Origin of the sequence: Pseudomonas koreensis (assembly GCF_036668835.1) — a bacterium.
GTDB classification, from domain to species: Bacteria; Pseudomonadota; Gammaproteobacteria; order Pseudomonadales; family Pseudomonadaceae; genus Aquipseudomonas; species Aquipseudomonas koreensis_I.
This window is the reverse complement of the sequence record NZ_JAZEVW010000002.1, coordinates 432,173-458,297: the sequence shown is the minus strand read 5'-3', so window position 1 is coordinate 458,297 and position 26,125 is coordinate 432,173. Positions and strand designations below refer to the sequence as shown.

General features: G+C 59.7%; 16 protein-coding genes. 7 read left to right on the top strand and 9 right to left on the bottom strand.

Going from position 1 to position 26,125, the window contains the following annotated elements:
* Positions 1-30: 30 nt before the first annotated feature.
* Positions 31-552, bottom strand: a complete 522-nt coding sequence (locus tag V6F91_RS07105) for a DUF4142 domain-containing protein (protein WP_332763196.1) — start codon at positions 550-552, stop codon at positions 31-33.
* A gap of 203 nt (positions 553-755) precedes the next feature.
* On the opposite strand from V6F91_RS07105, the gene V6F91_RS07100 reads away from it, so the two are divergent.
* Positions 756-1,004, top strand: a complete 249-nt coding sequence (locus V6F91_RS07100) for a hypothetical protein (protein WP_332763195.1) — start codon at positions 756-758, stop codon at positions 1,002-1,004.
* Between the two features lie 98 nt (positions 1,005-1,102).
* Positions 1,103-1,267, top strand: a complete 165-nt coding sequence (locus V6F91_RS07095; protein ID WP_203421958.1) for a hypothetical protein — start codon at positions 1,103-1,105, stop codon at positions 1,265-1,267.
* Between the two features lie 116 nt (positions 1,268-1,383).
* Here V6F91_RS07095 and V6F91_RS07090 read toward each other — a convergent pair whose 3' ends face one another.
* The 3 genes from V6F91_RS07090 to V6F91_RS07080 all read right to left on the bottom strand — a co-directional run bounded on the left by V6F91_RS07090 (position 1,384) and on the right by V6F91_RS07080 (position 4,576).
* Positions 1,384-2,400: an SMP-30/gluconolactonase/LRE family protein gene (locus tag V6F91_RS07090; protein ID WP_332763607.1), complete on the bottom strand. Its 1,017-nt coding sequence runs from the start codon at positions 2,398-2,400 to the stop codon at positions 1,384-1,386.
* A gap of 56 nt (positions 2,401-2,456) precedes the next feature.
* Positions 2,457-3,602, bottom strand: coding sequence for a sterol desaturase/SRPBCC family protein (locus tag V6F91_RS07085; RefSeq protein WP_332763194.1), 1,146 nt, complete (start codon positions 3,600-3,602; stop codon positions 2,457-2,459).
* A gap of 110 nt (positions 3,603-3,712) precedes the next feature.
* The gene (locus V6F91_RS07080; RefSeq protein WP_332763193.1) at positions 3,713-4,576 is read right to left on the bottom strand and encodes a LysR family transcriptional regulator; all 864 of its coding nucleotides are present in this window, start codon (positions 4,574-4,576) and stop codon (positions 3,713-3,715) included.
* Between the two features lie 287 nt (positions 4,577-4,863).
* Between V6F91_RS07080 and V6F91_RS07075 the strand changes: the two genes are divergently transcribed.
* Positions 4,864-5,436, top strand: a complete 573-nt coding sequence (locus V6F91_RS07075; protein WP_332763192.1) for an MbcA/ParS/Xre antitoxin family protein — start codon at positions 4,864-4,866, stop codon at positions 5,434-5,436.
* On the top strand, positions 5,433-5,936 hold the full coding sequence (locus V6F91_RS07070) for an RES family NAD+ phosphorylase (RefSeq protein WP_332763191.1): 504 nt from the start codon (positions 5,433-5,435) through the stop codon (positions 5,934-5,936). The genes V6F91_RS07075 and V6F91_RS07070 overlap by 4 nt, the downstream gene beginning before the upstream one ends.
* Positions 5,937-6,025: 89 nt before the next feature.
* Here the strand turns inward: V6F91_RS07070 and V6F91_RS07065 are convergent, their stop codons facing one another.
* Together V6F91_RS07065 and V6F91_RS07060 are read right to left on the bottom strand one after the other, a co-directional pair.
* Positions 6,026-6,343: an SCP2 sterol-binding domain-containing protein gene (locus tag V6F91_RS07065; protein WP_332763190.1), complete on the bottom strand. Its 318-nt coding sequence runs from the start codon at positions 6,341-6,343 to the stop codon at positions 6,026-6,028.
* A gap of 63 nt (positions 6,344-6,406) precedes the next feature.
* The gene (locus V6F91_RS07060; RefSeq protein WP_332763189.1) at positions 6,407-7,117 is read right to left on the bottom strand and encodes a histidine phosphatase family protein; all 711 of its coding nucleotides are present in this window, start codon (positions 7,115-7,117) and stop codon (positions 6,407-6,409) included.
* Positions 7,118-7,321: 204 nt separating this feature from the next.
* Between V6F91_RS07060 and sohB the strand changes: the two genes are divergently transcribed.
* Positions 7,322-8,353 (top strand): protease SohB, encoded by a 1,032-nt coding sequence (gene sohB / locus V6F91_RS07055; protein WP_332763188.1) that lies wholly within the window; start codon positions 7,322-7,324, stop codon positions 8,351-8,353.
* A 69-nt stretch (positions 8,354-8,422) separates the two neighbouring features.
* Here the strand turns inward: sohB and V6F91_RS07050 are convergent, their stop codons facing one another.
* The 3 genes from V6F91_RS07050 to V6F91_RS07040 all read right to left on the bottom strand — a co-directional run bounded on the left by V6F91_RS07050 (position 8,423) and on the right by V6F91_RS07040 (position 11,296).
* Positions 8,423-8,917, bottom strand: a complete 495-nt coding sequence (locus tag V6F91_RS07050; protein ID WP_332763187.1) for a DUF934 domain-containing protein — start codon at positions 8,915-8,917, stop codon at positions 8,423-8,425.
* Positions 8,901-10,559: a nitrite/sulfite reductase gene (locus V6F91_RS07045; protein ID WP_332763186.1), complete on the bottom strand. Its 1,659-nt coding sequence runs from the start codon at positions 10,557-10,559 to the stop codon at positions 8,901-8,903. The genes V6F91_RS07050 and V6F91_RS07045 overlap by 17 nt, the downstream gene beginning before the upstream one ends.
* 518 nt (positions 10,560-11,077) lie before the next feature.
* The gene (locus tag V6F91_RS07040; protein WP_332763185.1) at positions 11,078-11,296 is read right to left on the bottom strand and encodes a DUF2970 domain-containing protein; all 219 of its coding nucleotides are present in this window, start codon (positions 11,294-11,296) and stop codon (positions 11,078-11,080) included.
* Positions 11,297-11,463: 167 nt separating this feature from the next.
* On the opposite strand from V6F91_RS07040, the gene V6F91_RS07035 reads away from it, so the two are divergent.
* Positions 11,464-18,660, top strand: coding sequence for an NEL-type E3 ubiquitin ligase domain-containing protein (locus tag V6F91_RS07035; protein WP_332763184.1), 7,197 nt, complete (start codon positions 11,464-11,466; stop codon positions 18,658-18,660).
* Between the two features lie 135 nt (positions 18,661-18,795).
* Positions 18,796-26,115, top strand: a complete 7,320-nt coding sequence (locus V6F91_RS07030) for an NEL-type E3 ubiquitin ligase domain-containing protein (RefSeq protein WP_332763183.1) — start codon at positions 18,796-18,798, stop codon at positions 26,113-26,115.
* Positions 26,116-26,125: the final 10 nt, after the last annotated feature.

Genomic DNA, 26,125 nt, shown 5'->3' with positions numbered 1-26,125 from the left:
CACGGATGCGGCTTTTTATCGCCCGTGCGTTTACTTGCTCGGGTGCTTGGCTTGCAGCTCTTTGGCATGGGCCAGGTGTTTTTCCAGCGCCGGGAGCATTTTCTGCGCAAACGCTTTCAGTTCAGTCGAACCCTTGGCCTTGTCATCGGTCACGGTGTTCGCCTGTTTCTTGAACAGCTCGATGGTTTCCTGGTGCGCCATGACCTGGTTGTTGGCATAGGCCGCATCGAAGGATTCATCGCGCAAGTCGAGAATCTTCGCCTTGGCCTGTTTGGTAAGGGTGGTGGTATCCGGAACTTCGATGTCGTTGGCTTTGGCAATCGCCGCCAGCTCATCGTTGGCCTTGCTGTGATCAGTGATCATTTGATTGGCAAAGGCTTTGATGTCTGCGGACTGGCTTTTTTCCAGGGCCAGGCGACTGGTTTCGATTTCGGCGATGCCACCGGCGGCGGCGTTATCGACAAAGTCATTGTCGGTCGCGGCAAAGGCGCTGCCCATGCCGGTAGACAGTGCAACAGCCAGAGCGAGATGACGCAGGTTGAATCCGTCCATTGGGTATCTCCACGCAGGTTTTTGTGAGCGTTATCCAATGGAGCGAGCGCAGACGGCAAAGGTTTTATCGCATTTACGACAGGGCGACGAACGGCAACCGCTGGTCTGACAGGGTGTCGACAGACGCCTGCGGGTGAGGCCATGCTGATAACGAGTCAGCGCATCGGTCGCGTTGATTGTCGATCAATTGATGGAGGTGTTTCATGCCGGTTTCACATGATCTGTATCAGGACCTGGGTTGCAAGAAGGAAGAGATCGAGCAAAAACGCTCCGAGGATCCGAAGCTGGATTCATTGGTGAGCAAATACTTTGTTGTGGACAATGAAGTGGTCGAGGCCGAGAACGCCAATACACTCAGTGATGACGACCTGAAAAAGCTCAAGGAGAAACGCGTGATCGCCAAAGAAGGCATCGTCGCCCGACTGGCCGGGCAGCCGCTGACGGGCCAGTGAGCCACCGACCGGCGGTCACTGACTGACCGGAACGACTATCGCCAACGGCACCTCGAATATTCAGAGTCTCTTGTCCCCGACTCTTGGCGAGGTGCCATATGAACGACCCCAGATTTCCCAGTGAGGAGCAGGGCGGATTCGACCCGATTCCAACCCGTCCCGAACCGAACAGCCCGGCGCATACCACCGCGCATCCCGAGAAACCCGTGGAAGAATTGCCCGAGGATGAAGACCCCGAAAAATTCGACAGATCCAGCAACTGACAAAACGCTATCGCCAGCAGGCTGGCTATTACAGGGTTTCTTCGTCGTGCACAAACCCCTGTGGGAGCTAGCCTGCTAGCGATGGCGGCCGCCCATTCAACACCGAATCAAAGGGTTCACTTCAAGGCCGCGTCCAACGGCATCCGCGCCATATGCCGCGCCTTCAACGAGCCGAAATACAACCACTCCCCATACTCGCGCACTGTGGTAATCGGCGAATAATTGCCGCTGCTGGCATCCTGCAGATTGGCGATCACCTTGCCCTGCAGATCCAGCCCCAGCACAAAGCCGCGTTTCTCCACCGGTTTCGGCAGCACGGTCAGCGCCCGGACGATCATCTTGCGCACGAACGGATGTTCGGCGGTGCCATCGAGCAAGGCATTGCGGGGCGCATACAAGGCCACCCAGAAGCGATTGCTGCCATTGAACGCGAGGTTATCCGGCAGCCCCGGCAGATTGTCGATAAACACATCATGGGTGCCGGCTTGCGGTCCGCTCAGCCAGTAACGGCTGATGCGGTAGGCGCCGGTTTCGTTGACCAGCACGTAGGCGTCATCCGGGCCGAGGGTCACGCCGTTGGCGAACTGCAGTTTGTCCAGCAGCACGCTGGTCTTGCCGGTCTGAAAGTCATAGCGCAGCAAACGCCCGTCAGCGCCGTGCTCGATGATCGCCTCGCCGTCATGGCCATAGCCCCAGCGGCTGGAAGCGTCGCTGAAGTAGGCGTAATGCCCGGATTTGTCGATCGCCACGTCGTCGGTGAACCCGAAAGCCAGACCGTTGGCCTCGGTGCTCAATGGAATCAACCGACCTTGCGCGTCGAGCGACAGCAACCCCTTGACCGCATCGGCGATCACCAGCAAACCGTTAGGATGCCGCGCCAGACCCAGCGGACGACCACCGGTGTCAGCCAGCACTTTGCGCTCCTGGCCGTCGAGGCTGGTGCGGATCAGTCGGCCGTCATGCAGCCCGGTGATGAGGTAATCGTCTTCCAGCAGTAACGCTTCCGGCCCTTCGATATCGCTCGGCCCGACCTTTACCGCGCCTTTGAGTTTCTGGTTGTCGGCGTAGATCCCTTCTTTCATCGACGGTGCTGGCGGTGGGGTCCAGGCCAGCGGTTCGACGCGGGTCGGCATCAACCACAAAAAACCGATAACGATGACAATCAGCAATGACCCTCCATGTCGTAGCTTCACGCGTGCGCCCTCGCTGAGGCCAGGTAATGCGTGGCCATGTCGCGCAACGCCAGCAATGACGCGGCGGACTCGCGTTCGATACGCCGCTTGAGCAGCAAGCGATTGGCGACACGCAGGGCGAAACCGTCGAAACGATAATCCAGCGTGCGCACGAATCGCGTCGCGCCAGCCTCGGCGCTGCATTCGTAGGTGAGGTGCAGCGATAAGCCCTGATCACCTTGCGCCCGCGCGCACCAGCGGCGGCCCGGCAGGTACTCGGTGACTTCCCAGCGCAAATGACCGCTGCGCCCGCCGGCGTTGATGTCTTCTTCGAAACGTGAACCGGCATGCAGCGGCCCTGGTGCGCCGTCGATTTTCAGCGACGAAGGATGCCACTCCGGCCAGCGACTGACGCTGGCGGCATAGGCGAGGACGGCAACAGGGTCGCCAGCAATATCGATCTGGTGCTGCATGCGGGTCATGGGCAGTCTCGAATGACTCGGAAGGGTAGCTTCAGGCTCGCGATAAAGCGTGCCGAACAGGTAATCCATCAGCGGCACAACGATGTTGAAATTGCTTGCTTGCATGTGTTCGCGGCGGTGATGCAGTTCATGCAGGCGGCCCATCTGGCGAATCCACGGCAGGCGCGCCAGCGGATGATCTGGCGGCAGATGTTCGCAGGCGTGAAAGACTTCGTAAGTCAAATAGCCCAGCACCATGCAGCCGCCGAACAGCCCGGCGACGTTGGCGTTGGCCTGTGCCAGCAGCCACCACAACGGGAGGGTGATCAGCAGTGTATGAATCACGACCAGCCACGCCGGAAACAGAATCACCCGCCAGTCGCGCGGGCTGTCGTAGCTCATGTGGTCAGGGGTGAAAAAGCTGTGGTGATCGCCGGCATGGCGGGCATAGAACATTTTCGCCCAGGCCTTTTTATGGTGGCCGAGATGGCGATGGACCATGTACACGCCGAAGTTGAACAGCAGCAGGGTCAACGGCACCGTCAGCCATTGCAGCGGGCTGACCTGCTGCACGCCGCTCCAGAACCCGGCGATTGCCAGCACACCAAACGCCAGTACAAACCCACCGTGCAGCCACGGGTTGTACCGCGGATGAACGGCCGCACGGTAGCGCTCGCGGAACATCTCGGTGGTCTGCCTCACTGCCTCACCTGCGGGTATCGTTTTGATACCGGCAGAGTAGCCGATCCGGCCATTTGTGCAGGCTCGACCTTGATGGCAGTTGCGCCATCATCCGGTGTAAAGCGTCCGCGTCAGCTCAACGGATTCCAGCGCTGCGACCAGTCGTCATCGGTGCGGATCACTTCGCGCAGCAGGTTGAAGGCTTGCTGCAGGGTTGCAGAATCCCGGTCGCGTGAGTAGACGAGGTAGGTCGGATAGCCGAATTCCGGGGCCTTGGTCACCGCCTCCAGCGCGCCGGTTTCCAGATAAGTGCGCACCACGCGAGTGCGGAAGTAGCCGCTGCCACCGTGTTCAAGGATGTATTGCAGGGCCAGCGGGCCAAGATTGAAACTCAACGGCGCCTTGGCTTTTTCGGGCAGCGCGGCGTCGTGCTGACGGCGGAAATCCGGGCCCCAGTCGATGTACACGTAGGGATCCGGGCAATCGGGAGCGCGCACCAGAATCAGTTTTTCCTCCAGCACTTGCTCGACCTGCAAGCCCGGCCAGTATTCCGGTTGATAGACCAGGGCTGCGTCGAGCACGCCGAGTTCGAGCTGACGCAGCAGGTTTTCACCGTCGCGGATTTCCATGCGCAGGGCGTGACCGGGGATCTTTTCGCGCAGTTCCGCCGCCCAGCTGAGCATCAACGGGTTGCACAGGCTGACTTCGCCGCCGATGTGCAGCACGTTGTGATAGCCCTCGGGCAGCGGCAGGTCGCGGCGTGCGGCTTCCCAGGTCTGCACCAGTTGATTGGCATAGATCACGAAGGCCTCGCCGTTGGGCGTCAGCTTCGCCCCGGCGCGGTTGCGCACGAACAGCGTACTGCCGAGCTGGCTTTCCAGCTTCTGCACCCGCGCGGTGATTGCCGTCTGCGTGACAAACAGTTTCTGCGCCGCCGCGGCGAGGCTGCCATGGCGGACTATTTCCAGAAAAGTGCGAGCGAGATCGATGTCCATGGGCGGGCCGGTGTTTTCAGATGGCGCATTGTACGGGCAAATGCAGTCACCGCCGAATCAACTGGCGAACGCCACCGAACGCACCCGCGCCCAATCCTCGACCAACCGTGCCGGCATGCCGCGAGCCTCAGTCAGGTCCTACGGAAACGGGCCTGATTTCAGCAGATGAGGGGATATTTCTGACGACTTTTTCAGGTTGGTTGTCGGACGCCTGGCCTATAGCATCAGTCCCGACATTGAAGTCACCGAGCGCGCCACCGCTCTGAACCCGGACAAAGGACGGCAATATGCGAATTCCGCTGCTTGAAAGTAACTCACTTGCTTACTCCCCTCGCCATTACTGGCGCGACGATCGCGCCAGATGCCCCTCGGAGGACGTCGCCATGCCCGCTGCCAAAGCGCCCCGGCTTAAGGGTTTGAAGAAGCTCGAGGGCAAGCCGGTCGAGTTATTGCTGCGAGGGCAGGACACCGGCGACGACCCGATGCTGATCCTCCGTTGCACAACCGAAGGATTTGAGTTGCACGATGTTCTCAACATGCTCGCCACCAGCGAGCTTTATCAGCGTGGCGATCTGGTCAAACGTATCACTGGCAGGTCCGTCAGAACCGTGCGGCGCCTGATCAAAGAGAACACACCGGTGCGCCTCGACACGCCGCAGAGCATCATCGCGTACCAATATGCCGCAGCGTTGGAACTGGCCACCGAAGTATTCGCACGCCAGGCGAAGGCCGAATCGTGGCTGCAACAATCGGCTACCTATTTCTATGGCCATGTACCGCTCGATCTGGTCGGTCACGCATTGGGCTTCAGTATGGTCGAGGAGTATCTGAACCAGATCAAATACGGGGTTTATCAATGAATCCCTTGCCCTGGGATGAACGCTGGTACGCCTGGCGACTGGATCTCGAGATGTACAGCGATACGTGGGATCGCGGCTTGGGTTCGAATCGCCGTGGCGGCCGCTGGAATACACCCGGGCGACGCGTGGTTTATGCGTCAGTCGACCCCTCCACGGCCATCCTCGAAGTGGCCGCCCATGGCGGGTTCGATGCACTGGACGAGGAACCTCATGTGTTGACCTGTTTTGAGGTCATCCACGAAGCCAGCGTCAGAATCGTGCAACCGGAGGAAGTGCCCAATCCTCACTGGCTGCACCCGATGAAAACCTCGCCCAATCAGCGCCGATTCGCCGACGCCTTGTTGGCCGAGCACCCGTTCGTACTGGTGCCTTCGGTGGCAACTCGCCATTCGTGGAATTTGCTGGTGAGCTGCGATTTGGCGGAGGGGCAATTCAGAATGATTTCGCAGGAGCGGTTTGGTCTGGATACACGGTTGTTGAAGGATTTGGCTGCTAGCTGACCAGACGCTCAACGACCAGACACAAGCCTGGCGCTGAAACGACAAATCCCGCCACAAAGGGCGGGATTTGCAGATAACCAAGCCGCTTCTTACGAAGGGAACAGCTCGGACAGTTTCATCGACAGCATCATGTCGCCTTCAACGCGCAGCTTGCCGCCCATGAATGCCTGCATGCCGTCGGTGTCGCCGCTGACGATGTCTTTCAGGGTCTGGCTGTCGAGTACCAGCGTGCAGTTGGCATCCGGGTTTTCGCCTTCCTGGATGTCGCAAGTACCGTCCTTGACGATCAGTGCGTACTGCTTGTCTTCGTCGGTGATGTTGAAACCGAAGACCAGATCCAGACCGGCAGCGGCGGCTGGGTTGAACTTGGCTTGCATTGCTTTTACGGCATCAGCTACGGAGGTCATGGTTCGATCCTTTTGTTAGGTAATGGTGCTGGTGTTACAGCAAGGGTCACAGTTGTCCGGTACTCAGCGGAAAGTGATGAGTTCCGGTGCCTTCAGCAGTTGCAGGTGCGCATGACTGTTGAAGGAAGCCAGGGCCACCTCGCGACCGCGGAACTTCAGTTGGTTGAGCGAGGTGTTGACGATTTGCCAGTTCAGTTCAAAGGCCTGTTTCGCAGGCATTTGCGTAATGAGGTGGAGCAGGGCAGTAATGGTGCCGCCGGAAGTGAACACGGCGATGGTCTGGTGCTTTTGCGCCAGATCGAGAATCCGGTGCAGCCCGGCGCGGACGCGTTCGACGAAACCCTGCCAGCTTTCCAGGCCAGGGGTGTCGTAGGTGCCGGCCAGCCAGCGCTCGATGATCCGGGCGAAGATGCGCTGGAATTCGCCACGGTTTTGCGCGGCGTTGCGCAGGATGTCGAGCGCTTCCGGTTCTTCCGGCAGCATCGCCGGGAGCAGGGCGCGGATCACCGCGTCGGCATCGAATTCGTTGAACGCGGAGTCGGTTTCGAGGATCGGCACCGGCAGGCCTTTGGCGCTGAATTGCTCCAGGGCGCTGGTGGCCGTGTGCTGCTGGCGGCGCAAGTCACCGGCGAGGCAGCGATCGAAGCGAATGCCCAGTTCAGCGAGGTGCTGACCGAGGATTTCTGCCTGGCGCACGCCGGTCGGCGACAGCACGTCGTAGTCGTCTGCACCGAAGGAGGCCTGGCCATGTCGAATCAAGTAGATGCTGCCCACGTCCGCGTCTTCCCGGTACGTTGAAGGTTTGGCGAGGTTATGAGGATGGCGGGTAGCTGTCAATGAAAAAACATACGCTTGTTTGAAATGCCCGTTACAGGGGTGTTGCCGAAGGTTTCACGGCTGGTCGACAAGGCGGCGCATGGGTATGCTGGGGCCATTCCGCGTGTGCCGTATAACCACGCATTGTTCTAAGGAGTCTCTGTGGAGTTTTTCACCGAATACGCCAGCTTCCTGGCCAAGACTGTCACGCTGGTGATCGCCATTCTGGTGGTGCTGGCCAGTTTTGCTGCATTGCGCGGCAAGGGCCGGCGCAAGTCGGCGGGGCAATTGCAGGTCAGCAAGCTCAACGATTTCTACAAAGGCCTGCGTGAGCGCCTGGAGCAGACGCTGCTCGACAAGGATCAACTCAAGGCGCTGCGCAAGAGCGAGGCGAAATCCGAGAAAGGCGAGAAGAAACAAAAGAACAAACCCGAGAAAAAATCGCGGGTGTTCGTGCTCGACTTCGATGGTGACATCAAGGCCTCTGCTACCGAAAGCCTGCGTCACGAGATCACCGCGTTGCTGACCCTCGCCACACCGAAGGACGAAGTGGTCCTGCGCCTGGAAAGCGGCGGCGGCATGGTGCACAGCTACGGTCTGGCCTCCTCGCAACTGGCGCGCATCCGTGAAGCAGGCGTGCCGTTGACCGTGTGCATCGACAAGGTCGCGGCGAGCGGCGGCTACATGATGGCCTGCATCGGCGAGAAGATCATCAGTGCGCCGTTTGCGATTCTCGGCTCGATCGGGGTGGTTGCGCAGTTGCCCAACGTCAATCGCCTGCTGAAGAAGCACGATATCGACTTCGAAGTGCTGACCGCCGGTGAGTACAAGCGCACCCTGACCGTGTTTGGCGAAAACACCGAAAAGGGCCGGGAGAAATTTCAGGAAGACCTGGACATCACCCATCAACTGTTCAAGAACTTCGTCGCCCGCTATCGCCCGCAACTGGCAATCGATGACGTGGCAACCGGTGAAGTCTGGTTGGGCATGGCAGCACTGGACAAGCAACTGGTCGATGAACTGAAGACCAGCGACGAGTACCTGGCAGACCGGGCGAAAAAAGCCGACGTCTATCACCTGCACTACGCCGAGCGTAAAAGCCTGCAGGAACGTATCGGCATGGCCGCCAGCGGCTCGGTCGATCGCGTGCTGTTGAGCTGGTGGAGCCGCCTCACGCAGCAACGTTTCTGGTAATCCAACAGGCATAAAAAAACGCCGGTCACATGACCGGCGTTTTTATGTGCGCAGCAAAAGCTCTGAGGCTTAACGGCGACGGAACAGCGGCAGCGGTTCGTCGGTCGCGGCCTGGTAGGTCACCGAGAAATCCTTGAGACCTTCCAGTGCTTCGTACGGGTCTTTGTCGGCGCGAATGGCAAAGGCGTCGAAACCACAGCGATGCATGTAGAACAGTTGATCGCGCAGCACGTCGCCAATCGCCCGCAGCTCACCTTTGAAGCCATAGCGGTCACGCAGCAGGCGCGCGTTGGAGTAACTACGGCCGTCGGTGAAAGCCGGGAAGTTCAGGGCGATTACCTGAAACTCATTGACGTCCTCGCCGATCTCTTCGGCTTCTTCATCAGCATCCAGCCAGACTCCCAGACCGCCGTCGCGGGCCTTGAGCATGCGGCTGTGCTCGCGCCAAATCTGCAGCGGAACGATCAGGTCGTCGCAGTTGCTGATCTCGTCGATGTTGAAATCCTTGGGCAGCAGGTGCCAGGTTTCGTCGACGACTTCGTTGTTCTTAATGATTCGCTGCATAGACGCGTTCCTTGAAGAGGTCGATGCCAATACGCTGATAGGTGTCGATGAAGCGCTCGTCTTCGGTGCGTTGTTCAACGTACACGTCGATCAGCTTCGAAATCACGTCAGGCATGGCGTCCTGAGCGAAGGACGGGCCGAGGATCTTGCCCAGGCTGGCGTCACGGCTGGCGCTGCCACCGAGGGAAACCTGATAGAACTCTTCGCCTTTCTTGTCCACACCGAGGATGCCGATATGGCCGACGTGGTGGTGACCACAGGCGTTCATGCAACCGGAGATGTTCAGGTCCAGTTCACCGATATCGAACAGGTAGTCGAGATCGTCGAAACGACGCTGGATCGATTCGGCGATCGGGATCGACTTGGCGTTGGCCAGCGAGCAGAAATCACCGCCAGGGCAGCAGATGATATCGGTCAGCAAACCAATGTTCGGCGTGGCGAAACCTTGCTCGCGCAATTCGCCCCACAGGGTGAACAACTGGCTCTGCTCAACGTCGGCAAGAATGATGTTCTGCTCGTGAGAGGTGCGCAGCTGACCGAAGCTGTAGCGCTCGGCCAGGTCGGCGACAGCATCGAGCTGCTTGTCGGTGATGTCGCCTGGCGCCACACCGGTCGGCTTCAGCGACAGGGTCACGGCCACATAACCCGGCTTCTTGTGCGTCAGGGTGTTGCGGCTGCGCCAGCGGGCGAAACCAGGATGCTCTTTGTCCAGATCGGCCAACTGCGCGGTCTGGTTGTCCAGCGCCTTGTAGTCCGGATCGACGAAGTGCTTGGCCACACGCTGCAGTTCAGCTTCGGTCAATGTGGTCTGGCCACCGCGCAGGTGCTCCATTTCCGCATCGACTTTTTGCGCGAACACTTCAGGCGTAAGCGCTTTAACGAGGATCTTGATTCGCGCCTTGTACTTGTTGTCACGACGGCCGTAGCGGTTGTAGACCCGCAGGATGGCGTCGAGATAGCTCAACAGGTCCTGCCACGGCAGGAACTCGTTGATGAAGGCGCCAACCACCGGCGTACGACCGAGGCCACCGCCGACCAGCACGCGGAAGCCCAGTTCGCCAGCAGCGTTGTACACCGGCTCGAGACCGATATCGTGAACCTCAATGGCGGCGCGATCGCTGGTCGAACCGTTGACGGCAATCTTGAATTTGCGCGGCAGGTAGGCGAATTCAGGGTGGAACGTGGTCCACTGGCGCACGATTTCGCACCAGGGGCGCGGGTCGATCACTTCGTCGGCGGCGACACCGGCGAACTGGTCGGTGGTGACGTTGCGCAGGCAGTTGCCGCTGGTCTGGATGGCGTGCATCTGCACGGTGGCCAGTTCAGCCAGAATGTCCGGAATGTCTTCGACCGCAGGCCAGTTGAACTGCACGTTCTGCCGCGTACTGATGTGGGCGTAGCCCTTGTCGTAGTCGCGGGCAATCTTGGCCATCATGCGCACCTGACGCGAGGTCAGTTGGCCGTACGGCACGGCCACACGCAACATCGGCGCGAAACGCTGGATGTACAGGCCATTTTGCAGGCGCAGGGGGCGGAATTCTTCTTCGCTCAGCTCACCTGCCAGATAGCGTCGGGTCTGATCACGGAACTGCTTGACGCGGTCCTCGATGATCCGCTGATCGTACTCGTCGTATACGTACATATAAGTCCTGTTCTCAGGCTTTGGGCTACTCGGAAAACGCTGCGTTTTCGCTTGCTGGAGTCCGATTGTGCCTCTGCAATTCTGCGCGCACGGCCGCGCACTCCCTGACGGAGCCGGGGCAATATACCCGTTTGCAGTTATGCGCAAAAGTGATGTTTGAGTATATGTAAAGAACCAAATCGCCTAACGAGAATCGCTGTCAACTAATCCACATTTGTCGTGCGGACAATCTTCGTCTTAACTGTGGTCGAGTCTTTCTGCAATCACCGATAAAACCGACAAGAGGCGATGCAATGAGCAATCCGACCAAGGCAAGAAAGAGCGACAGCAGCGTCGATGCGTGGGCCATCCTGTTCCTGATCATTCTCGTCGTAGGAACAGCGGTATTCTGGGTCAGTCATCAGTAAGGGATTACGGGCCTGTTTCGACGCCAGTCGTTAGCGGGGGCACGTGCCAGTCGGTGCTTCGCCGATTTCCGCGCGGCGCTTCTGCCAAGGCCCGGGTTTCTCATGTCGGCTTCAGACACCGGCCAGATGCAGCACCAGTTTGACAATGGCGAACAGCGTCAGGCCGAACAACGCCGTAAACAAGACACCCATGATCACGAAGTGGCTGGGTTTGCCGTGGGTGAAGTCCCTTTCCCGGTTTTTGCCGCTTTGCACGCCAAAAGCCGCTGCCATGACGCTGTGCAGCATCTGCCAGAAGCTCGGCGGTTTGTTGTTGACTGGATCGTCCATAAATCCCTCCGGTTGATGTTGCCTCACAAGCATAGTCCAACGGTGTACAGATACCTCAGCTCGACTCGCCAGATATGCCGTTACAACTAATCCCGGCCATATAACTATGTACCGTCGACCGCATCGGTTCAGGTGATGTGCTGTCGCTCTATTTACAGGAGCGATGTATGTCCCCCGATTCCCCTGATCCGCAAGCTGCGGATGATCCGATCCAACCGTTGGCGACAGACAGTCTTCACGGACCTTTTCTGAAAAGTGCAGTGCCGCAGTGGCTGATTGACGCTTCGTCGCAGCGCAAGGCTGAACTCAAACAGGCACGCTCGGTCATGCCTGACTGGTATGCCGGAGCGACCCTGGCGCAACGCCACGTGTTGCATGCCAGTTTTCGCAGCAGCTTCAAGGCACAAGCGCGGCTGGATAAGACGATGTCGGTGTTCAAGGACATCGATGCGTTTGCCCGGCCGATACTGTTGCAGGCGTTGAAGACCCGTTTTCAGGTCGAGGTCGACGTCGACAAGACCCTGTTATGCCTCAAACGCCCGATACGCGCGGGGATCACCGGTGAAGAAATTGGCACTTTCGAATCCCTGACGCTGCCGATGCTACAGGCGGCGCTGCACAACTTTGAAAGTGATGAATGTGCGTATGGCGCTTTTCACCGCAGCTCCGGTTTTGCGATCGTAACCGCAACCGCGGGCACCTACACGGCCGTACCGGTGAACGTGTCGGTGAGAAACTTTCTCAGCCTGTGCCGCGATCTGGATATCGGCACGAAATACCAGGCTTATCTGAAGACTTTTTTCCATCCTGTCGATCCGACGGCCGAGGTGACATTGCGCCGCGACTTCATTGCCAGTCAGAAAGCGGCCATGCGCGCCGCGGCCGAGCGGGCGCTCTTGACGCAAGATATCCGTCCCCAGGACCACGCGATGATTCTGTCGGTGCTCAACGGCGAAAGACATCCCCGACTGGACAACAAGCCGGTGTGGTTTCAGGACATGAGCCTCATGCGGCACAGGCTGGTCGGCTGCGTGGCGTTCAAGATCGCGGAAAAATATCAGCTGGTCGAGGCCGTCATTCTCTACGTGCCCAACGATCCCGAGCATCCGCTCAAGCGCTATACCGGCACGCAAATGAGCGACACCTTCAAGCGGCTGCTGAGCACTCGCCCCGCGGATCAGGCGCAAACGACCGAGCCCACCGCATATCAGCGTTTTTTCAGCCAGTTCCTGCCTTACGAAAAGCGCTCCTGGTACTTCGGTCAATTCGTCAAATCAGGCGACTCCCTGGCCGATTGGGCGTCGTCGCCTTGGCGCAAAATACTGGAAGCAACGCTGACTTTTGTCGAAATCTGGAACACCTCGCCCAAATACCCAAAAATGGTGCCGGACCCGGCCCCCTACGTTGCCGCTGCGTTAATGCCACATCGGCAAGTGTACCCATGGCAACCCAACGCCGACCTTTGGCAATACCTTTACGAGAAACACCGGGACAAGGTGTTCGGCGACGCCCGCGCCCATGCGGTTCCCACCCGTGACATCGATGCCAAGGCACGCGATGCAAAACTTGCCGGTTTGCTGCAATACGGCATGCTGCTGTTGAATACGGCCTCGATCTTCGTACCGGTGCTGGGCGAGATCATGCTGGTGGTAATGGCTGGACAGCTTTTGTTTGAAACGATCGAGGGCGTCGTTGAATGGAGTGAGGGCGATCGGCATGCCGCCAAGGCGCACCTGGTAGACGTCGCTGAAAACCTTGCCCAGATTGGCTTGATGGCCGCCGGCGGCGTGGTCGTCAAGAAGCTCACGACCGTGAAAGCGGAGCCGGTCATCGAGCATCTGCATCCCGTCACGCTGCCCAACGGCCAGACGCGTCTGTGGAAGCCCGCCTTCGATGGTTATGAGCAAAACATTGACCTGGCCCCGTCGTCGGCCCCCAACCAGATGGGGCAGTACCGGATTGATGGCAAGACCTGCATTCGTCACGAAGGAAAGCTGTATCAGCAGGTTTTCGATCTCTCGACCGCGCAATGGCGACTGCAACATCCCACTGACCCCAACGCATACCGGCCGGCACTCACGCATAACGGCCACGGCGCGTGGCGTCTGGTGTCCGAGCAGCCAATGGCGTGGGAGCGCCTGACGTTGCTGCGGCGCATGGGGCATGTCGCCGACGGCTTCAGCGATGAAAAATTGCTGATGCTGGCCGATATCAGCGGTGTCAGTGACAACACGTTGCGCAAGATGCACATGGACGATCTGCCGCCACCGCCCGAATTGCGCGACGCCATCAACTTGTTCGAGGCGGACGCCGGTGCGCGGCAGATGATCGAGCAATTGCGCGGCGCAAGAGCGATCGATGATCGGTTTCTGTACGCATTGCCATTGATCCCCGAAATGCCGAACTGGCCGCCCGGTCGGGTGTTGGAAATCGTTACCGGGTCGGAGAGCGCGGCACAGTCGATCAGCTATGGGGCGTTAGATCCGGGTGCTGAAACTGGCCAAAAACCATTGATCCGCTTAAGTCGGGCGCAATTACTGAATGGCGAGATGCCGGCACGCATCCTCGCAGCGCTGGAGGAAAATGAAATCATTCATCTGTTGGGCAGCGGAGTCGCGCAATTTCGACCCGCAAGGCCTGACGAGTTCATGCGGCGGCTCGCCGAATATGCTTACACGCGCCAGGCAGCGATTTTTGACAGCCTTTACAGCGGCACCCAACCGGTGAGCGGTCCCGCGCGTATCCTCCAGCGAGAGTGTCCCGGTCTCGGCGAGACAGCCGCACAGGACGTGCTTGATCACGCAACGTCGGCGCAATTGAACCACATGGATGCGACCGGGCGTTCGCCGCTCAAACTGCTCGAAGAGGCCCGCTGGCATGCTCGCCAAGGGCGCCAGACCCGCGCTTTTGCCGGGTTGCACAGTGAGAATCTAGCCTCGGCAGCGAGTCGGCGGCTGGCATTGTTTGCCCTTGAGCAATTGCCGGAATGGCCTTCGACGCTGCGTCTGGAGGTTCGCGAAGGCAGCACTGCCGGCGCCTTGCTCGACAGCATTGGCGAACCGACCGCCGCGGTTAAACGCTATCTGGTAAAGAACGGGCCTTTTTACCAGGCATTCGATGAACATGGAGTAGCGCTCAACCGGGTGCACAGAGTCGAGGACAGCTTTTACCGTTCGCTCATGTACGCCTTGACCGATGAGCTGCGTGGGATGTTGGGGCTGCATGACGGCCACAGCGGCAGTGAACTGCAACACCGGATCATTGAGTCAGCGCATGCTCATCGACGTGAAGCTGCGCGCGTGCTTGAAACCAAAGCCAAATGGTTCAAACCGCCGGTGCGGGTTGCTGAGAGGTTGCATGGCTATTATGCAAGTGGTCGGGGCAGGGGGTTCAATCCTTCGCTGGAGTCGCGAGTCACGCAGTTGTATCCCCAACGGCAGCAGGCCGATGCATTCTTCGCACAGCAACGAGGCCGTAACGACATGCAGATCTACGCTGAGTTGCAAACGCGTCAGCAGGATTGGGACACCCTCAACACCACCCTCGATCAGTGGCAGGCGGGCCCGACCGACAGCCAGACTGCACAGCGCCGCACGCACGTGGCTCAGGCGTTACGAGACGCTTGGCGCAATGCACCCTTGGCCGGACAGATTGCCGATGTTGCGCGGCTGTCTTTGATTTTCGACACCTCGCTGCCGGGGCTGAGCACTCGCTTCGATCATGTGCGCGAACTGTCGCTGACGGGCATCGGCGTGACGGACGCCAATGCTGATGGCTTCCTGGCAGCTTTTCCGAACCTCACCGATTTGTCGATCGGCGAGCCGGGGCCGGTTTATCACCGCAGATCCATGGCCCGGCCGCTGACGACGCTGCCACTGGCAGTCGGACAATTGCCGCGATTGACCCGCCTGCGCTTCGCCACCGATGCGCCTTTGCTGGCGCCGACCCTCGCCCCCAGACTCAGGGCGCTTACGTCGCTGGAAACGCTGCACATCGACTATTCGGGAACCGACGCAACCACACTCCACGGGCTCGATCTCGAGCCGCTGACGCAACTGCACACCTTACGCATAAACGCGCCGCGCGCCTTGTGGCGATGGCCTGCCTACGTCGAACGGCTTCGGCGGCTTGGGCGTCTGGATTTGACCAACACGTTGATTGAAACCTTGCCGGAGTCGCTTTATCACGAGCACGAACAACTCTGGGCCGGGTTGTCGCTGGATTGGTCACGAGTCACTCCGGCTACCTTCAGGCGCGCTTACGACTATGTCAGCCAATACTCCGGCCCTTTTGGTCATCTGCTTGATGTGCATCAGATGGTCCGTGAGTTCTGCGCTGCGGAGCTGGACGCCATGGCGATCAGGCCCGGTCAGGCTGATCCTTTGGCCGAAGCCTTTTACGGCGCCTGGGCGACACCTGAAACGCGAATTGAGGCGATCGAGGATCTTCGCGCCGAATACGAAGCTGTATTCGCTCAGTTCTACGCCCCCGCCCTGCGCCACGGAACACGCTATGCAGCCCCCCGACGGCGTTGGTCGACAGGGCGCAACGCCGACATGCTCAATTCGCTGAGAGTCAGTTGGCATGGCACGATTCGTCGGCGCTATGGCCTGCCGGCCAGCGTCGAAACGTTCGAATTGCCTGGGGCGCGAACGCCGTCCTCGTTGTCAGCGCAGGCTGAACTGCTCACCGAGCTGCCGTCGCTGCCGACCGGCAGTTTTGCGCACGTGCGCACATTGCGTTTGGCGCGGCTGGATGTGCCGCTCGAACAGGCCCGCAGCTTTTTCCGTGCATTCAATCAGGTCGAAAGCCTTGAAATCACAGGTGCGACCTTTACCGAACTGCCTTTTACCGCGGACGCGTTGCCAGCGCTGACGCACCTCGATGTGTCAGGCAACAGCATCGTGGTAACGCCGCTCGTGCAGCGGCAGATCAATGGATTGCAGCGTCTGAGACGATTGAATCTGAGTCATAACCCACTTCATGACATCGATGTCGGCGCTTTGAGTCGCTTGCGTGCCTTGAATTTACGGTCGTCCTCACTGCAAACGTGGCCCGGCGGCACCGAACGCCTGCGGCGATTGGCCTGGCTGGATTTACGCGACAATCGTATCGCGATCTTGCCGCCGTCTGTGCTGTCGCATCCCGACATACTGATGCGAACCAATTTGAGCGGTAATCTTTTCAGCCTTGACGGCGAAGCTGGATTTAACGCGGCGCTGCTGCGAGTCGAGCAGCAAAGGGGATTGCAACAGGGCACGTTGCATCGCTTCGCGGCGCAACCGGTACCGGAACCATTTCCTTTGGCGGAAACGGGTTGGTCATTGATCGATTTGCTGCTGCCGCTTCCAGAGCAGATGGCCGTATTGCCCGATGACGCTTTGGCTTCGGCGAACGTGCAACGCCTGAGCACGATCATGCCTCACGCACGGGCTGAGCCTTGCGTGAACAACTGGCGGGCGACGGGCTGGAGTGAGGCGCGAATCGAAGCACAAATCAACGTCTGGCATCGGTCTTGTGAGGGTTTGGTCCGTCAGTTGAATGACTGGCTGTACATCCGCGAGATACGCACGGACCGGCTGCAGATCAACGCACAAAACCGTTCGTTTGCGGCGCGAAGAATCCGCGATGCATGGCTCGACGGGCTCACGGAAACCTCCCGCAGGCCGGGGCTGGAGCTTGAGCTCGAAGGGCGTGAGACAGGTGACTTGCCAGCGCTCGCTGTGCAGCTTGCGGCGGTGACCACGCTGGATCTGAACGGGGTGGGGATGACCGTGCAGGGCTCCGACGGTTTTCTCAATGCCTTTCCCTCTCTCGATACCTTGTATATCGGTGGCAACGCCCTGACGTCTTTGCCTGCCCCGGTGTTACGGATGCGTCATCTGGAACGTCTGGACATGCAATATTGCGATCTCCACAGCGCGACGAGCCTTTATCCGTTGGTTTTTCGCGGGCGTCTTCGCCGGCTGGATATCGGATACAACGAACTGCGCGTATTCAATCCGCCCGATTTTGGCGTCATCGAGACCCTGGATCTGCGTTACAACCGCCTGACCGAATGGCCGGTCGGCGTGTTGCAGGCACCACGGCTGCGCAACTTGAACCTGAGCGGCAACGAGATTGTCGACATCCCGGTTGATCTGTTCAATGGCACGCACGAATCTTTGATCCATGGGACTGATTTGTCCGGGAACCAGCACTTGTCTCTTGCCGCGTTGCAGGATTTGCGCCGCTACGCCCGCGAACAGTCATCGACTCACGTGCTGGGAATATCACGCACAAGCATCAACAGCATGATCGATGCACGTGTTCTGCCTGACCCTGTCGGTGTCGCCGAGCCCACCGGCGATGCAACGAATACCGCCACGCATGACCCGCACGCAGCCGTAGAGTCTGTGGAAGACGTTTTTGACCCAGCCATCGACGTAGCGCCAGGATCGCTGGAGCCCTGGCTGAAGCACAGCAGCCCGCAAGTGGAGTCACAAAGACGTACAGCCTGGGCGCAGTTGGCGCGCGAACCGGATCATGAGCGGTTTTTCCAGTTGCTGCGGCTGTTGCGCGACACCGAGGATTTTCGATTGATACCGGCGGATCTCACCCGAAGAATGTGGGACGTCGTGCAGGCCGCCACGGAAAATACCGAGTTGCGACAGCTGTTGTTCGCGGGCGCTGAAACCCATGGCACTTGCGTGGACGGACGGATTCTGACCTTCAGTGATATGCAGGTACGCGTTGCGGTGTATCGCACCTTGCACGACGTTCCGTTGAACAGGGCAGCGCTACGGGGTCGGGCACTGTTGCGTCTTTCCCGGCAGTTGTTTCGTCTGGAGCGGTTGGAAGTGCTGGCCGAGGCCGCAGGACACGGCATGGACCGCGCCGAGGTACGCCTGAAATACCGCATCCGTTTGACCCGTGGCTGGGGCGACGGTATCGAATTGCCCGGCCAACCGGCCTACATGCTGTACGACGCGCCACTGAGCGATGAACTCCTGACGCAGATTCGCGCTTCGATCCTGGAAGCGGAGCAGACGGACGCGCTACCGGCGAGCATGGTCGAACGGGATTACTGGAATGCTTATCTGCGCGAGCGCTACCCGCAGGAGACGCGCGCGATCGACGTAGAGATCGATGCGCAGCGTGAGCAGCTTTGGACCGTGCTGGACGAGCGGCTCGCGGGGGGTGAAATCAACAAGCAACAGTACGATCAGGAACTTGAGGGTCTGGGCAGGACCATGGAGGCGCGGCGCCGGCAGAAGCAGATAGCACTGACGCGACAGGTGATCACCGATCTGCAGAGCTTTGCCGGTGAGTCCGAGCTGCCCGGTCGTCTGTCGCCGACACCTGGGCCGTCATCGCGACCGTGAAAGGGCATCGAGTCGCAGTGACGTGCCGGGGCTGGTGACGTATCCGGTTACGCATCTCCAACCCTGCCATATCCGGATACCGCAGACGCAATGGCCTGACATGGTCTGCTGATTGTTTCCCCATAAGGAGCAATCATGAACCCGACATCACTCACTGCGCAGGCGAAGCAACCTGCTTCGCTCGCGCTCCCTGCAACACCGAAAGCGACGCAAAGCCTGCACGGCCACTTCCTTGAGAAATCGATCCCTGCCTGGTTGACCAACGCCTCAGCGCAACGACGCGAGGCGTTCAAGGGCGTCACAACTGCGCTGCCATCCTGGTTTCAGAACGCGACGCCGACCCAGCGCCAGACGTTGCGCGACACCTTCAAGGCCAGCGTTGTTGCGCAGAACAGCCTGGATAAAAGCATGGCGACGGTTCAGCAGGTCGAAGCCTTTGCCAGGCCTTTGCTGATCAAGGCCCTTGCGGACGAGTATCAGCTGCAAGTGGACGTTGACCAGACCCTGCTGTGCCTGCGCCGGCCGCTGGAGATCAGCGTTCTGGAAGTAGAGGTGGACTCGTTCGAAGTGCTCAAATTGTCATTGCTGGAGGCCGCGCTGCATAACTTCGAAGCCTGGGAGTGTAGCCAGGGTGCTTACCACGCCACCTCCGGATTTGTCGTGGCAACGACGGAAGCCGGCAACTATGAGGCCATGAGCCTTGCGATCTCGGTCAGCCAGTTCCTTGGACTGTGTCGCCGTCTGGACATTGGCAAGCAATATCAGACCTGGCTGCAGTCATTCTTTCATCCCGCGGACCCTGTGGCGGAGGCGGTACTGCGCGAGCGTTTCATTGCCAGCCAGAAAGCGACAATGCGCGCTGCTGCCGAGCAGGCTTTGCTGACGAAGGACATCGAAGCTGCGCATTACGCCATGATCGTTTCGGTGATCGAGGGCGAGCTCAATCCCTCGGTCGGCAACAAGCCAGTGTGGTTTTGCGACTTCAGCCTGATGAAAAAAAGAATGACGGGCTGTGTAGTGTTCGTCATCAGTGAGAAGTACCGCTACGCCAGTGAATGGATTGTTTATATCCCTCACGATCCCGAACACCCGTTCAAATGCTATCGCGGCGATGAAGACAAAAAAGAATTCAAGCGGCTACTCACGGCTCGAAGCAATCCATCAGCGTCGGGCGCTGAACCGACTGCCTATCAACGCTTTCTCAGTCAGTTTTTGCCGTACGACCAGCGAGGTGACTATTTCAGTCAGTTCACCCGAAAGGCCGGCGATTCACCCAGTGACTTCTGGCGCTCCCCGTGGCGCATCGTCACCTCGTTCGGCCCCGGCGCGCCTTTTACTCGAATCAAGCAGTTGCCCCCGCCACCTGCGGCGAAACTCGAGCCCGAACCTGATCCATACATCGCTCCGGGCGCGTTCCTGCAAAGGCAACGTGGGTTGTGGGAAAAAAATCAGAACCTCTGGCAGTACCTCTACAACGAGAGCCGGGCAAAGGTGTTGGCCGACGCTCGAAGCCATGCCGTGCCAACCGACGATGTCGACGTCAAGGCTCGCGAGGCCAGGCTGGCGCACTTGATGCAGATCGGCCTGCTCGGCTTGAACATGGTCTCGATGTTCGTGCCGGTGCTGGGCGAAGTGATGATGGTGGTGATGGCCGGGCAATTGCTCTATGAAACCCTTGAGGGCGCGATTGAATGGGGTGAGGGCGATCGCCGTGCCGCCAAGGATCATCTGATCGATGTGGCGGAGAATCTGGCGCAGATTGCGTTGATGGCCGGGGTAGGGGCTGGGGTGCGGAAAATCTCCAGTGCCAAGGCTGTGCCAGTCATTGAACAGCTGCAGCCGGTGCAGTTGCCCAACGGCGAAACCCGCCTGTGGAGAGCCGGCCTGCAAGCTTACGAGTCTGCGGTCACGCTGCCCGATAGCCCCGGGCCAAATCTCGCCGGGCAGCATGTGTTTGAAGGAAAAACCTACATTCGCCAGGGCGGCAAGGCCTACGAGCAGTTTTTCGATGACTCGATCGGCAAATGGCGGATCAGGCATCCGAGCGACGCCAACGCCTGGCAACCGGTGCTCGACAGCAATGGTCACGGCGCCTGGCGGCATACGCTGGAGCGCCCACACACCTGGGATCGTCTGACCCTGCTGAGGCGCATCGGCCATGCAACCGAAGCTTTCTCCGATGCGCAGCTGCTCAAGGCTGCCGATATCAGCGGTGTCAGCGACGCCGCCCTGCGCAAGATGCACATCGATTCTGCGCTGCCACCACCGGAGTTGACCCAGGCCATGCGCGTCATGCAGGCCGATAGCAACGCGGCGCGGGTCGTTGAGCAGTTACGCGGGACGCAACCGATCGACGACCTTTATCTCTACGCGTTGCCGCTGATCACCGAAATGCCGCGCTGGCCGGCGAACCGGGTACTGGAAGTCTTCGACGGCGAGGCATTGTCCGGCAAGTCCGTCAGGTATGGTTCCGTCAGGCGCTTTCGCAATGTCGGCGTCAAGACACCGATTCAGATATCACGGGCCGATGTTCTCAGCGGTAAGCTGCCAGCACATATTCTGGCCGCGCTGGACGAATCTGAAGTCACCGGGCTCCTGGGAGAGCAGGGTGCACGCGTGCGCGATGCCCGGCCGGCAGAGTTCGGCAAGCAGATCGCCAACTACGCCGACACCCGTCAGCCGGCGATTTACGACAGCATCTATCTGGGGAAGGACCCCATTGCCCCCCAGGTTGTGCGTTTGCAGAAGGCCTGTCCCGGCCTCAGCGAACCAGCGGCACAGACAGTGTTGGCACATGCACGCCTCGATGATCTGGAGCGACTCGGCGCGGGTCAACGAGTGCCGCTGCGCCTGCTGGAAGAGGCACGCTGGTATGCGCGCCAAAGCCGACAAGTGGCGGCGTACGCCGGTCTGCGCAGCGAAAACGTCGCTTCGGCGGACAGCCGACGCCTGGCATTGCACACGCTGGAGCAATTGCCGGGTTGGGCGGACAACGTTCGTATCGAAGTTCGCGAGGGCCATGAGGCTGGCATGCTGCTTGACAGCATCGGCAGCGAAACCGCCGGCGAGAAAAAATACCTGATCAAGAAAGGCATGCAGTTTGAGGCGTTCAACGAGCGCGGGGAGGCGCTCAATAGTCTGCCTCGCAACGGCGACAATTTTTATTCATCGATCATGCATGCTCTGCCTGATCAGGCGCGACGCAGCCTTGGAGTGCCGGAGGTCGGGCAATCCGCCAGGTTGCGAACAAAGATCATCGATTACGCCGATCAGCATCAAGCAGATGCGCCCGCGCTGCTGGCGCCACAGGTGAAATGGATCAAGCCGCCCGTGCGGGTGAACGCTGCGCTGATCGGTTATCCCGCCAGCGGACGCGGCGCGGGTGTGCAAGAGAACCTGGTCGCTCATGTGCGCGACATTTATCCGCAACTGAGCTACGAACAGGTTCAAGGCTTCATTCTCGAACAATATCGGGCAGGACAAGACGACAGCGCCATTTTCGAGCTGTTGCAAGCACGTCGGCGTGAGTGGGAGCAACTGAACGCGACGCTGGATGAATGGGCGGGGACATCGACGCTGGCACCTTGGGAACGTTCCGGTACCGATCACAAGTTTCGCGCTGCACAAGCGCTGAAAACCTGCTGGCGCAACGCTTTGTCTACTGGGGTCGCGGGTGCCGATCAACTCTCGATCCTCACCTACGATCCTCTGCCGGTACTGACCGCCGACTTTGCTCATGTGCGTGAGCTTTCGATTGGTGGCAACGGTTTGACCGATGCCAATGCAGACGCATTCCTGGCGCGGTTTGCCAATGTGCAAAAGCTGTCGCTGGGAGAGCGGGGCAGTCTGTTTGGCACGTACATGGCGCATGAGCAGGCACTGACGACCCTGCCCTTGACCGTGACGCGAATGTCCGCGCTGAAGAAGCTCAAGTTCAGAACGCAAGCCACGGTCATGGCTGCAGATCTGTCGACACGATTGCGTACGTTGACCGCCGTCGAGGAGCTTCACCTCGACCTGACCAGCGGCGCAGGCATGCCGCCTGGCCTGGACCTGGCTCCCCTCAGGCGCATGAAAAAACTCAAGATCGAAGCGCCGGGCCTTACCCAGTGGCCGGCTTATGTGGAGCAACTGCCTGAACTGGAGCGACTGGATCTGACCCAGACCGCCATCGCTTCCCTGCCCCAAACGCTTTATGTCGGGCACGAAAAACTCTGGGCGGGCTTGTCACTCGACTGGTCGAAGTTTTCCCATGAAGCGTTCAAACCCGTTTACGACTATGTGAAAAACTACATGGGGCAGTGGCAGCATCTGGTTGATCTGGACTCGATGGTTCGTAGCTACTGCGGCGGAGAGCTACAGTTCCTGACAGGTGAAGCGGGGCGTATCAATCCGTTGCCCGAGCGCATCATGAATCTGTGGAACACCCCGGAAACCCGACTCAAGGCTGTGGAGATTCTGCGTGTCGAGCACAGCGCAATCTTCCGCCAGTTCTACGAGGCCACTGCAACCGGAGAACTACGTACAGCGATGCCGGCAGCGCGCTGGCAAACGCCGGCGAACGCCCGGGTGATGCGCGCGCTGGAACAGAATTGGCGCGCAGCCATACGCAGACGTTATCGCTTGCCAGACGACGTTCGTCCCTACGATGCCATGGACCTGCCATCCGGTGCCGAAACCGGCGATGCCGGCGTGTTTGAAGTGATTGACACTGCATGGACGCTGGGCGAGGACGCAGTCAGTGAACTGCCCCAACTGCCAGCCGGTACGTTTGCTCACGTGCGAAGCGTTCGGCTGGACCGGTTGAATGTGCCAATCGAACAGGTTCGCGGTTTTCTCCAGGCATTCAGTGGTACCACAAGCCTGGAAGTCACCGCCTGCGGACTGACAGAAGTGCCGGTCCGGCCAGCCGATGTCCCGCAACTGACACGGCTGGACGTGTCGCTCAACCGTATCATCGTTACCCCTGACGTTCAGGCCCAATTCGATGCGCTGAGTAAACTGGAACATCTCAATGCCCGGCTCAATCAGCTGGACACGCTGGACGTTTCTCGCCTGACCGGGCTCAAGACGCTGAACCTCAGCTCCAATGGATTCAATCAATGGCCGACAGGGGCGCAAAGCCTGCCGCGTTTGCAACTGCTGGATTTGCGTCATAACACCATCGGGTCGCTTCCAGAGGATGTGCTTGCCAACGACACTGTGCTGCTCAAGACCCGCTTGCTCAACAACCGCTTCAATGTCACCGGCGCAGCGGCGCTGAAAACGGCGCAGGGCCGGATAGAAATGACCATCGGTTTGCCCGAAGGCGCCTTGCAACGGTTCGACGCGCAAGCCGCGCCATTGCCTGGTTCAATCGCGACCCCGCAGGAAAGCGCGCTGGATCGCGCGGGTCAGCTGTTACCGCTGCCGCCGGCCTCTGCACTCGGCAGCGGCGCCGACATGAGCGCCCGTGTGCTGGAGATATTTCCCTCGCTGACGCTTGAACAAGCGCAAGTCAGCGTTGCGCGATTGCGCGATGAAGGCCTGTCCGCTGAGCAAGTGGCGGACAGGCTGAACCAGTGGCGAGCCAGTAACGAGACGCTGACGCGTGAGTTGAACGGCTGGATTTTCGGCGCGACGCAAGGGTTTGGTGAAAGGGCGCCGTCGTCCTCGAGGCTCTTTGACGCGACGAGGATTCGCACTTGCTGGCGGGATGGTCTCACGGCGCACACCGAGTCCGCCGGACAGACGCTGAGCCTTGCAGCCGGGACCATGCATGAGCTGCCTGCGTTGTCGACCCTGTTTTCCCATGTGCGAACACTGGATCTGACCGGGGCAAAGTTTTCAGTCGATAGCTTCAACCTCTTTTGCCCGGCGTTCCCTGAGCTGACCACACTGAGACTCAACGGCAATGCGCTGGAACGGCTGCCGGAAGCGGTCGGTCGTCTGAACCGTCTGGAACGTCTGGAATTGAGCGGTAATCGCTTGGCCCTCGCGCAGACTGTGTATCAACACGCGAGCGGGACGCGGCTGCGCTGGCTCGACCTCAGTCACAATCAGCTGGAAGAATTCGACGCCGCCGCCTTCAGCCGTCTGGAAACCCTCAACCTCAGCCACAACGGTCTGGATTTCTGGCCGGGCGGCGTGCTCGAACTGGCGCATCTGCAAAAGCTCGACCTGTCGGACAACAACATCATGGTCTTCCCGGACCGGCTGTTGGGCGGCAACCATGAGCGGCTCGTGGCGGGTGCTGATTTGTCGGATAACTCGCTGTCGCTTAACGCACTGGAGCAACTCAGGGATTACAGCGCCGCGCAGGGTGGCGGTAACGTAATGGGGTACACGCCGGAATCTGTGCAAGGTTTGATCGACGAGCGTGTGAGCACCTCGGATAGTGGTTCCGGATCAGACCCGGGCTCGGATTCCGATAGCGACGACAGTGATGACCCGAGTGGCCCAGGCGATGGCGGTGCCAGGCGCATGGATACGCATGCCGGTGTGGAGGCAGCGGAGGTGATTGCCGATCCGGCCCAGGACGTGGCGCCGCCGGCGATGGAAACCTGGATGACGTTCACGCATGCAGATGCGCGTGCCGCGCGGCAAGCGTTATGGCAACAATTGGCCGGGCAGGTCAATCATGAGTCGTTCTTCCATTTGCTCTCGACCTTGCCCGATACTCTCGAATTCAGGTTGTCCGGCGCCGATCTGACCCATCGGGTGTGGCAAGTCATCGAGGCCGCCACGGAAAACGCCGAACTGCGTGACCTGTTGTTTCTCAATGCCGAAACCCACGGTACCTGCGGCGATGGCCGGATCCTGTCGTTCAGCGAGCTGGAAACCCGCGTCTATGAATACAACGCCCTGCGCGACGTTCCGCGGCAGCGCCCGGAGCAGCGTGGCAGAGCCTTGCTTGATCTGACCCGACGCCTGTTTCGTCTGGAAAGGGTCGACCGACTGGCCGAAGCCGCTGCCCGGAACAAGGACCGCGCGGAAGTCCGCCTGCAATACCGCATCGGCATGATTCGCGGCTGGCCCGATGGCCTGGAATTGCCAGCACAACCTGAGCACATGCTGTACGCCACACCGATTCGCGGGCAGCGATTGCTCGACGCGCGTGCAGCCGTTCTCGCTGACGAAGCGTCGGACAGGTTTCTGGAAGATCTGATCGGTCGCGATTACTGGATTCGCTATTTGCGCGAACGCAACCCCGAGGTTTTCGAGACACTTGAAAGCAACGCGAGCCGGCGTCAGGAGGAGGTCGAGGACCTCTACCCGGACAAAAACGATAACGAGGCGACTCGTAACCGTTACCTGGAGGCGATGGCGGCACTGGAGATCGAACTGGCGGAAGCGCGCATTGAAAAGTTGATAGAACTGTCTCGCGCGCAAATGCAGAGTATGGCGCCGGTGGGCGAAGGCGCGGCACAACCTGCTCCTTCTTCACCGCAGCCCGGCCCATCATGGCGCCCGTGAGCGGATGAAT

Bases quoted from the DNA above. Each gene is read 5' to 3' on its own strand.
- V6F91_RS07105 (WP_332763196.1), bottom strand. From the start codon at position 552: ATGGACGGATTCAACCTGCGTCATCTCGCTCTGGCTGTTGCACTGTCT.
- V6F91_RS07100 (WP_332763195.1), top strand. From the start codon at position 756: ATGCCGGTTTCACATGATCTGTATCAGGACCTGGGTTGCAAGAAGGAA.
- V6F91_RS07095 (WP_203421958.1), top strand. From the start codon at position 1,103: ATGAACGACCCCAGATTTCCCAGTGAGGAGCAGGGCGGATTCGACCCG.
- V6F91_RS07090 (WP_332763607.1), bottom strand. From the start codon at position 2,400: ATGCCGACCCGCGTCGAACCGCTGGCCTGGACCCCACCGCCAGCACCG.
- V6F91_RS07080 (WP_332763193.1), bottom strand. From the start codon at position 4,576: ATGGACATCGATCTCGCTCGCACTTTTCTGGAAATAGTCCGCCATGGC.
- V6F91_RS07075 (WP_332763192.1), top strand. From the start codon at position 4,864: ATGCGAATTCCGCTGCTTGAAAGTAACTCACTTGCTTACTCCCCTCGC.
- V6F91_RS07070 (WP_332763191.1), top strand. From the start codon at position 5,433: ATGAATCCCTTGCCCTGGGATGAACGCTGGTACGCCTGGCGACTGGAT.
- V6F91_RS07065 (WP_332763190.1), bottom strand. From the start codon at position 6,343: ATGACCTCCGTAGCTGATGCCGTAAAAGCAATGCAAGCCAAGTTCAAC.
- V6F91_RS07050 (WP_332763187.1), bottom strand. From the start codon at position 8,917: ATGCAGCGAATCATTAAGAACAACGAAGTCGTCGACGAAACCTGGCAC.
- V6F91_RS07045 (WP_332763186.1), bottom strand. From the start codon at position 10,559: ATGTACGTATACGACGAGTACGATCAGCGGATCATCGAGGACCGCGTC.
- V6F91_RS07040 (WP_332763185.1), bottom strand. From the start codon at position 11,296: ATGGACGATCCAGTCAACAACAAACCGCCGAGCTTCTGGCAGATGCTG.
- V6F91_RS07035 (WP_332763184.1), top strand. From the start codon at position 11,464: ATGTCCCCCGATTCCCCTGATCCGCAAGCTGCGGATGATCCGATCCAA.
- V6F91_RS07030 (WP_332763183.1), top strand. From the start codon at position 18,796: ATGAACCCGACATCACTCACTGCGCAGGCGAAGCAACCTGCTTCGCTC.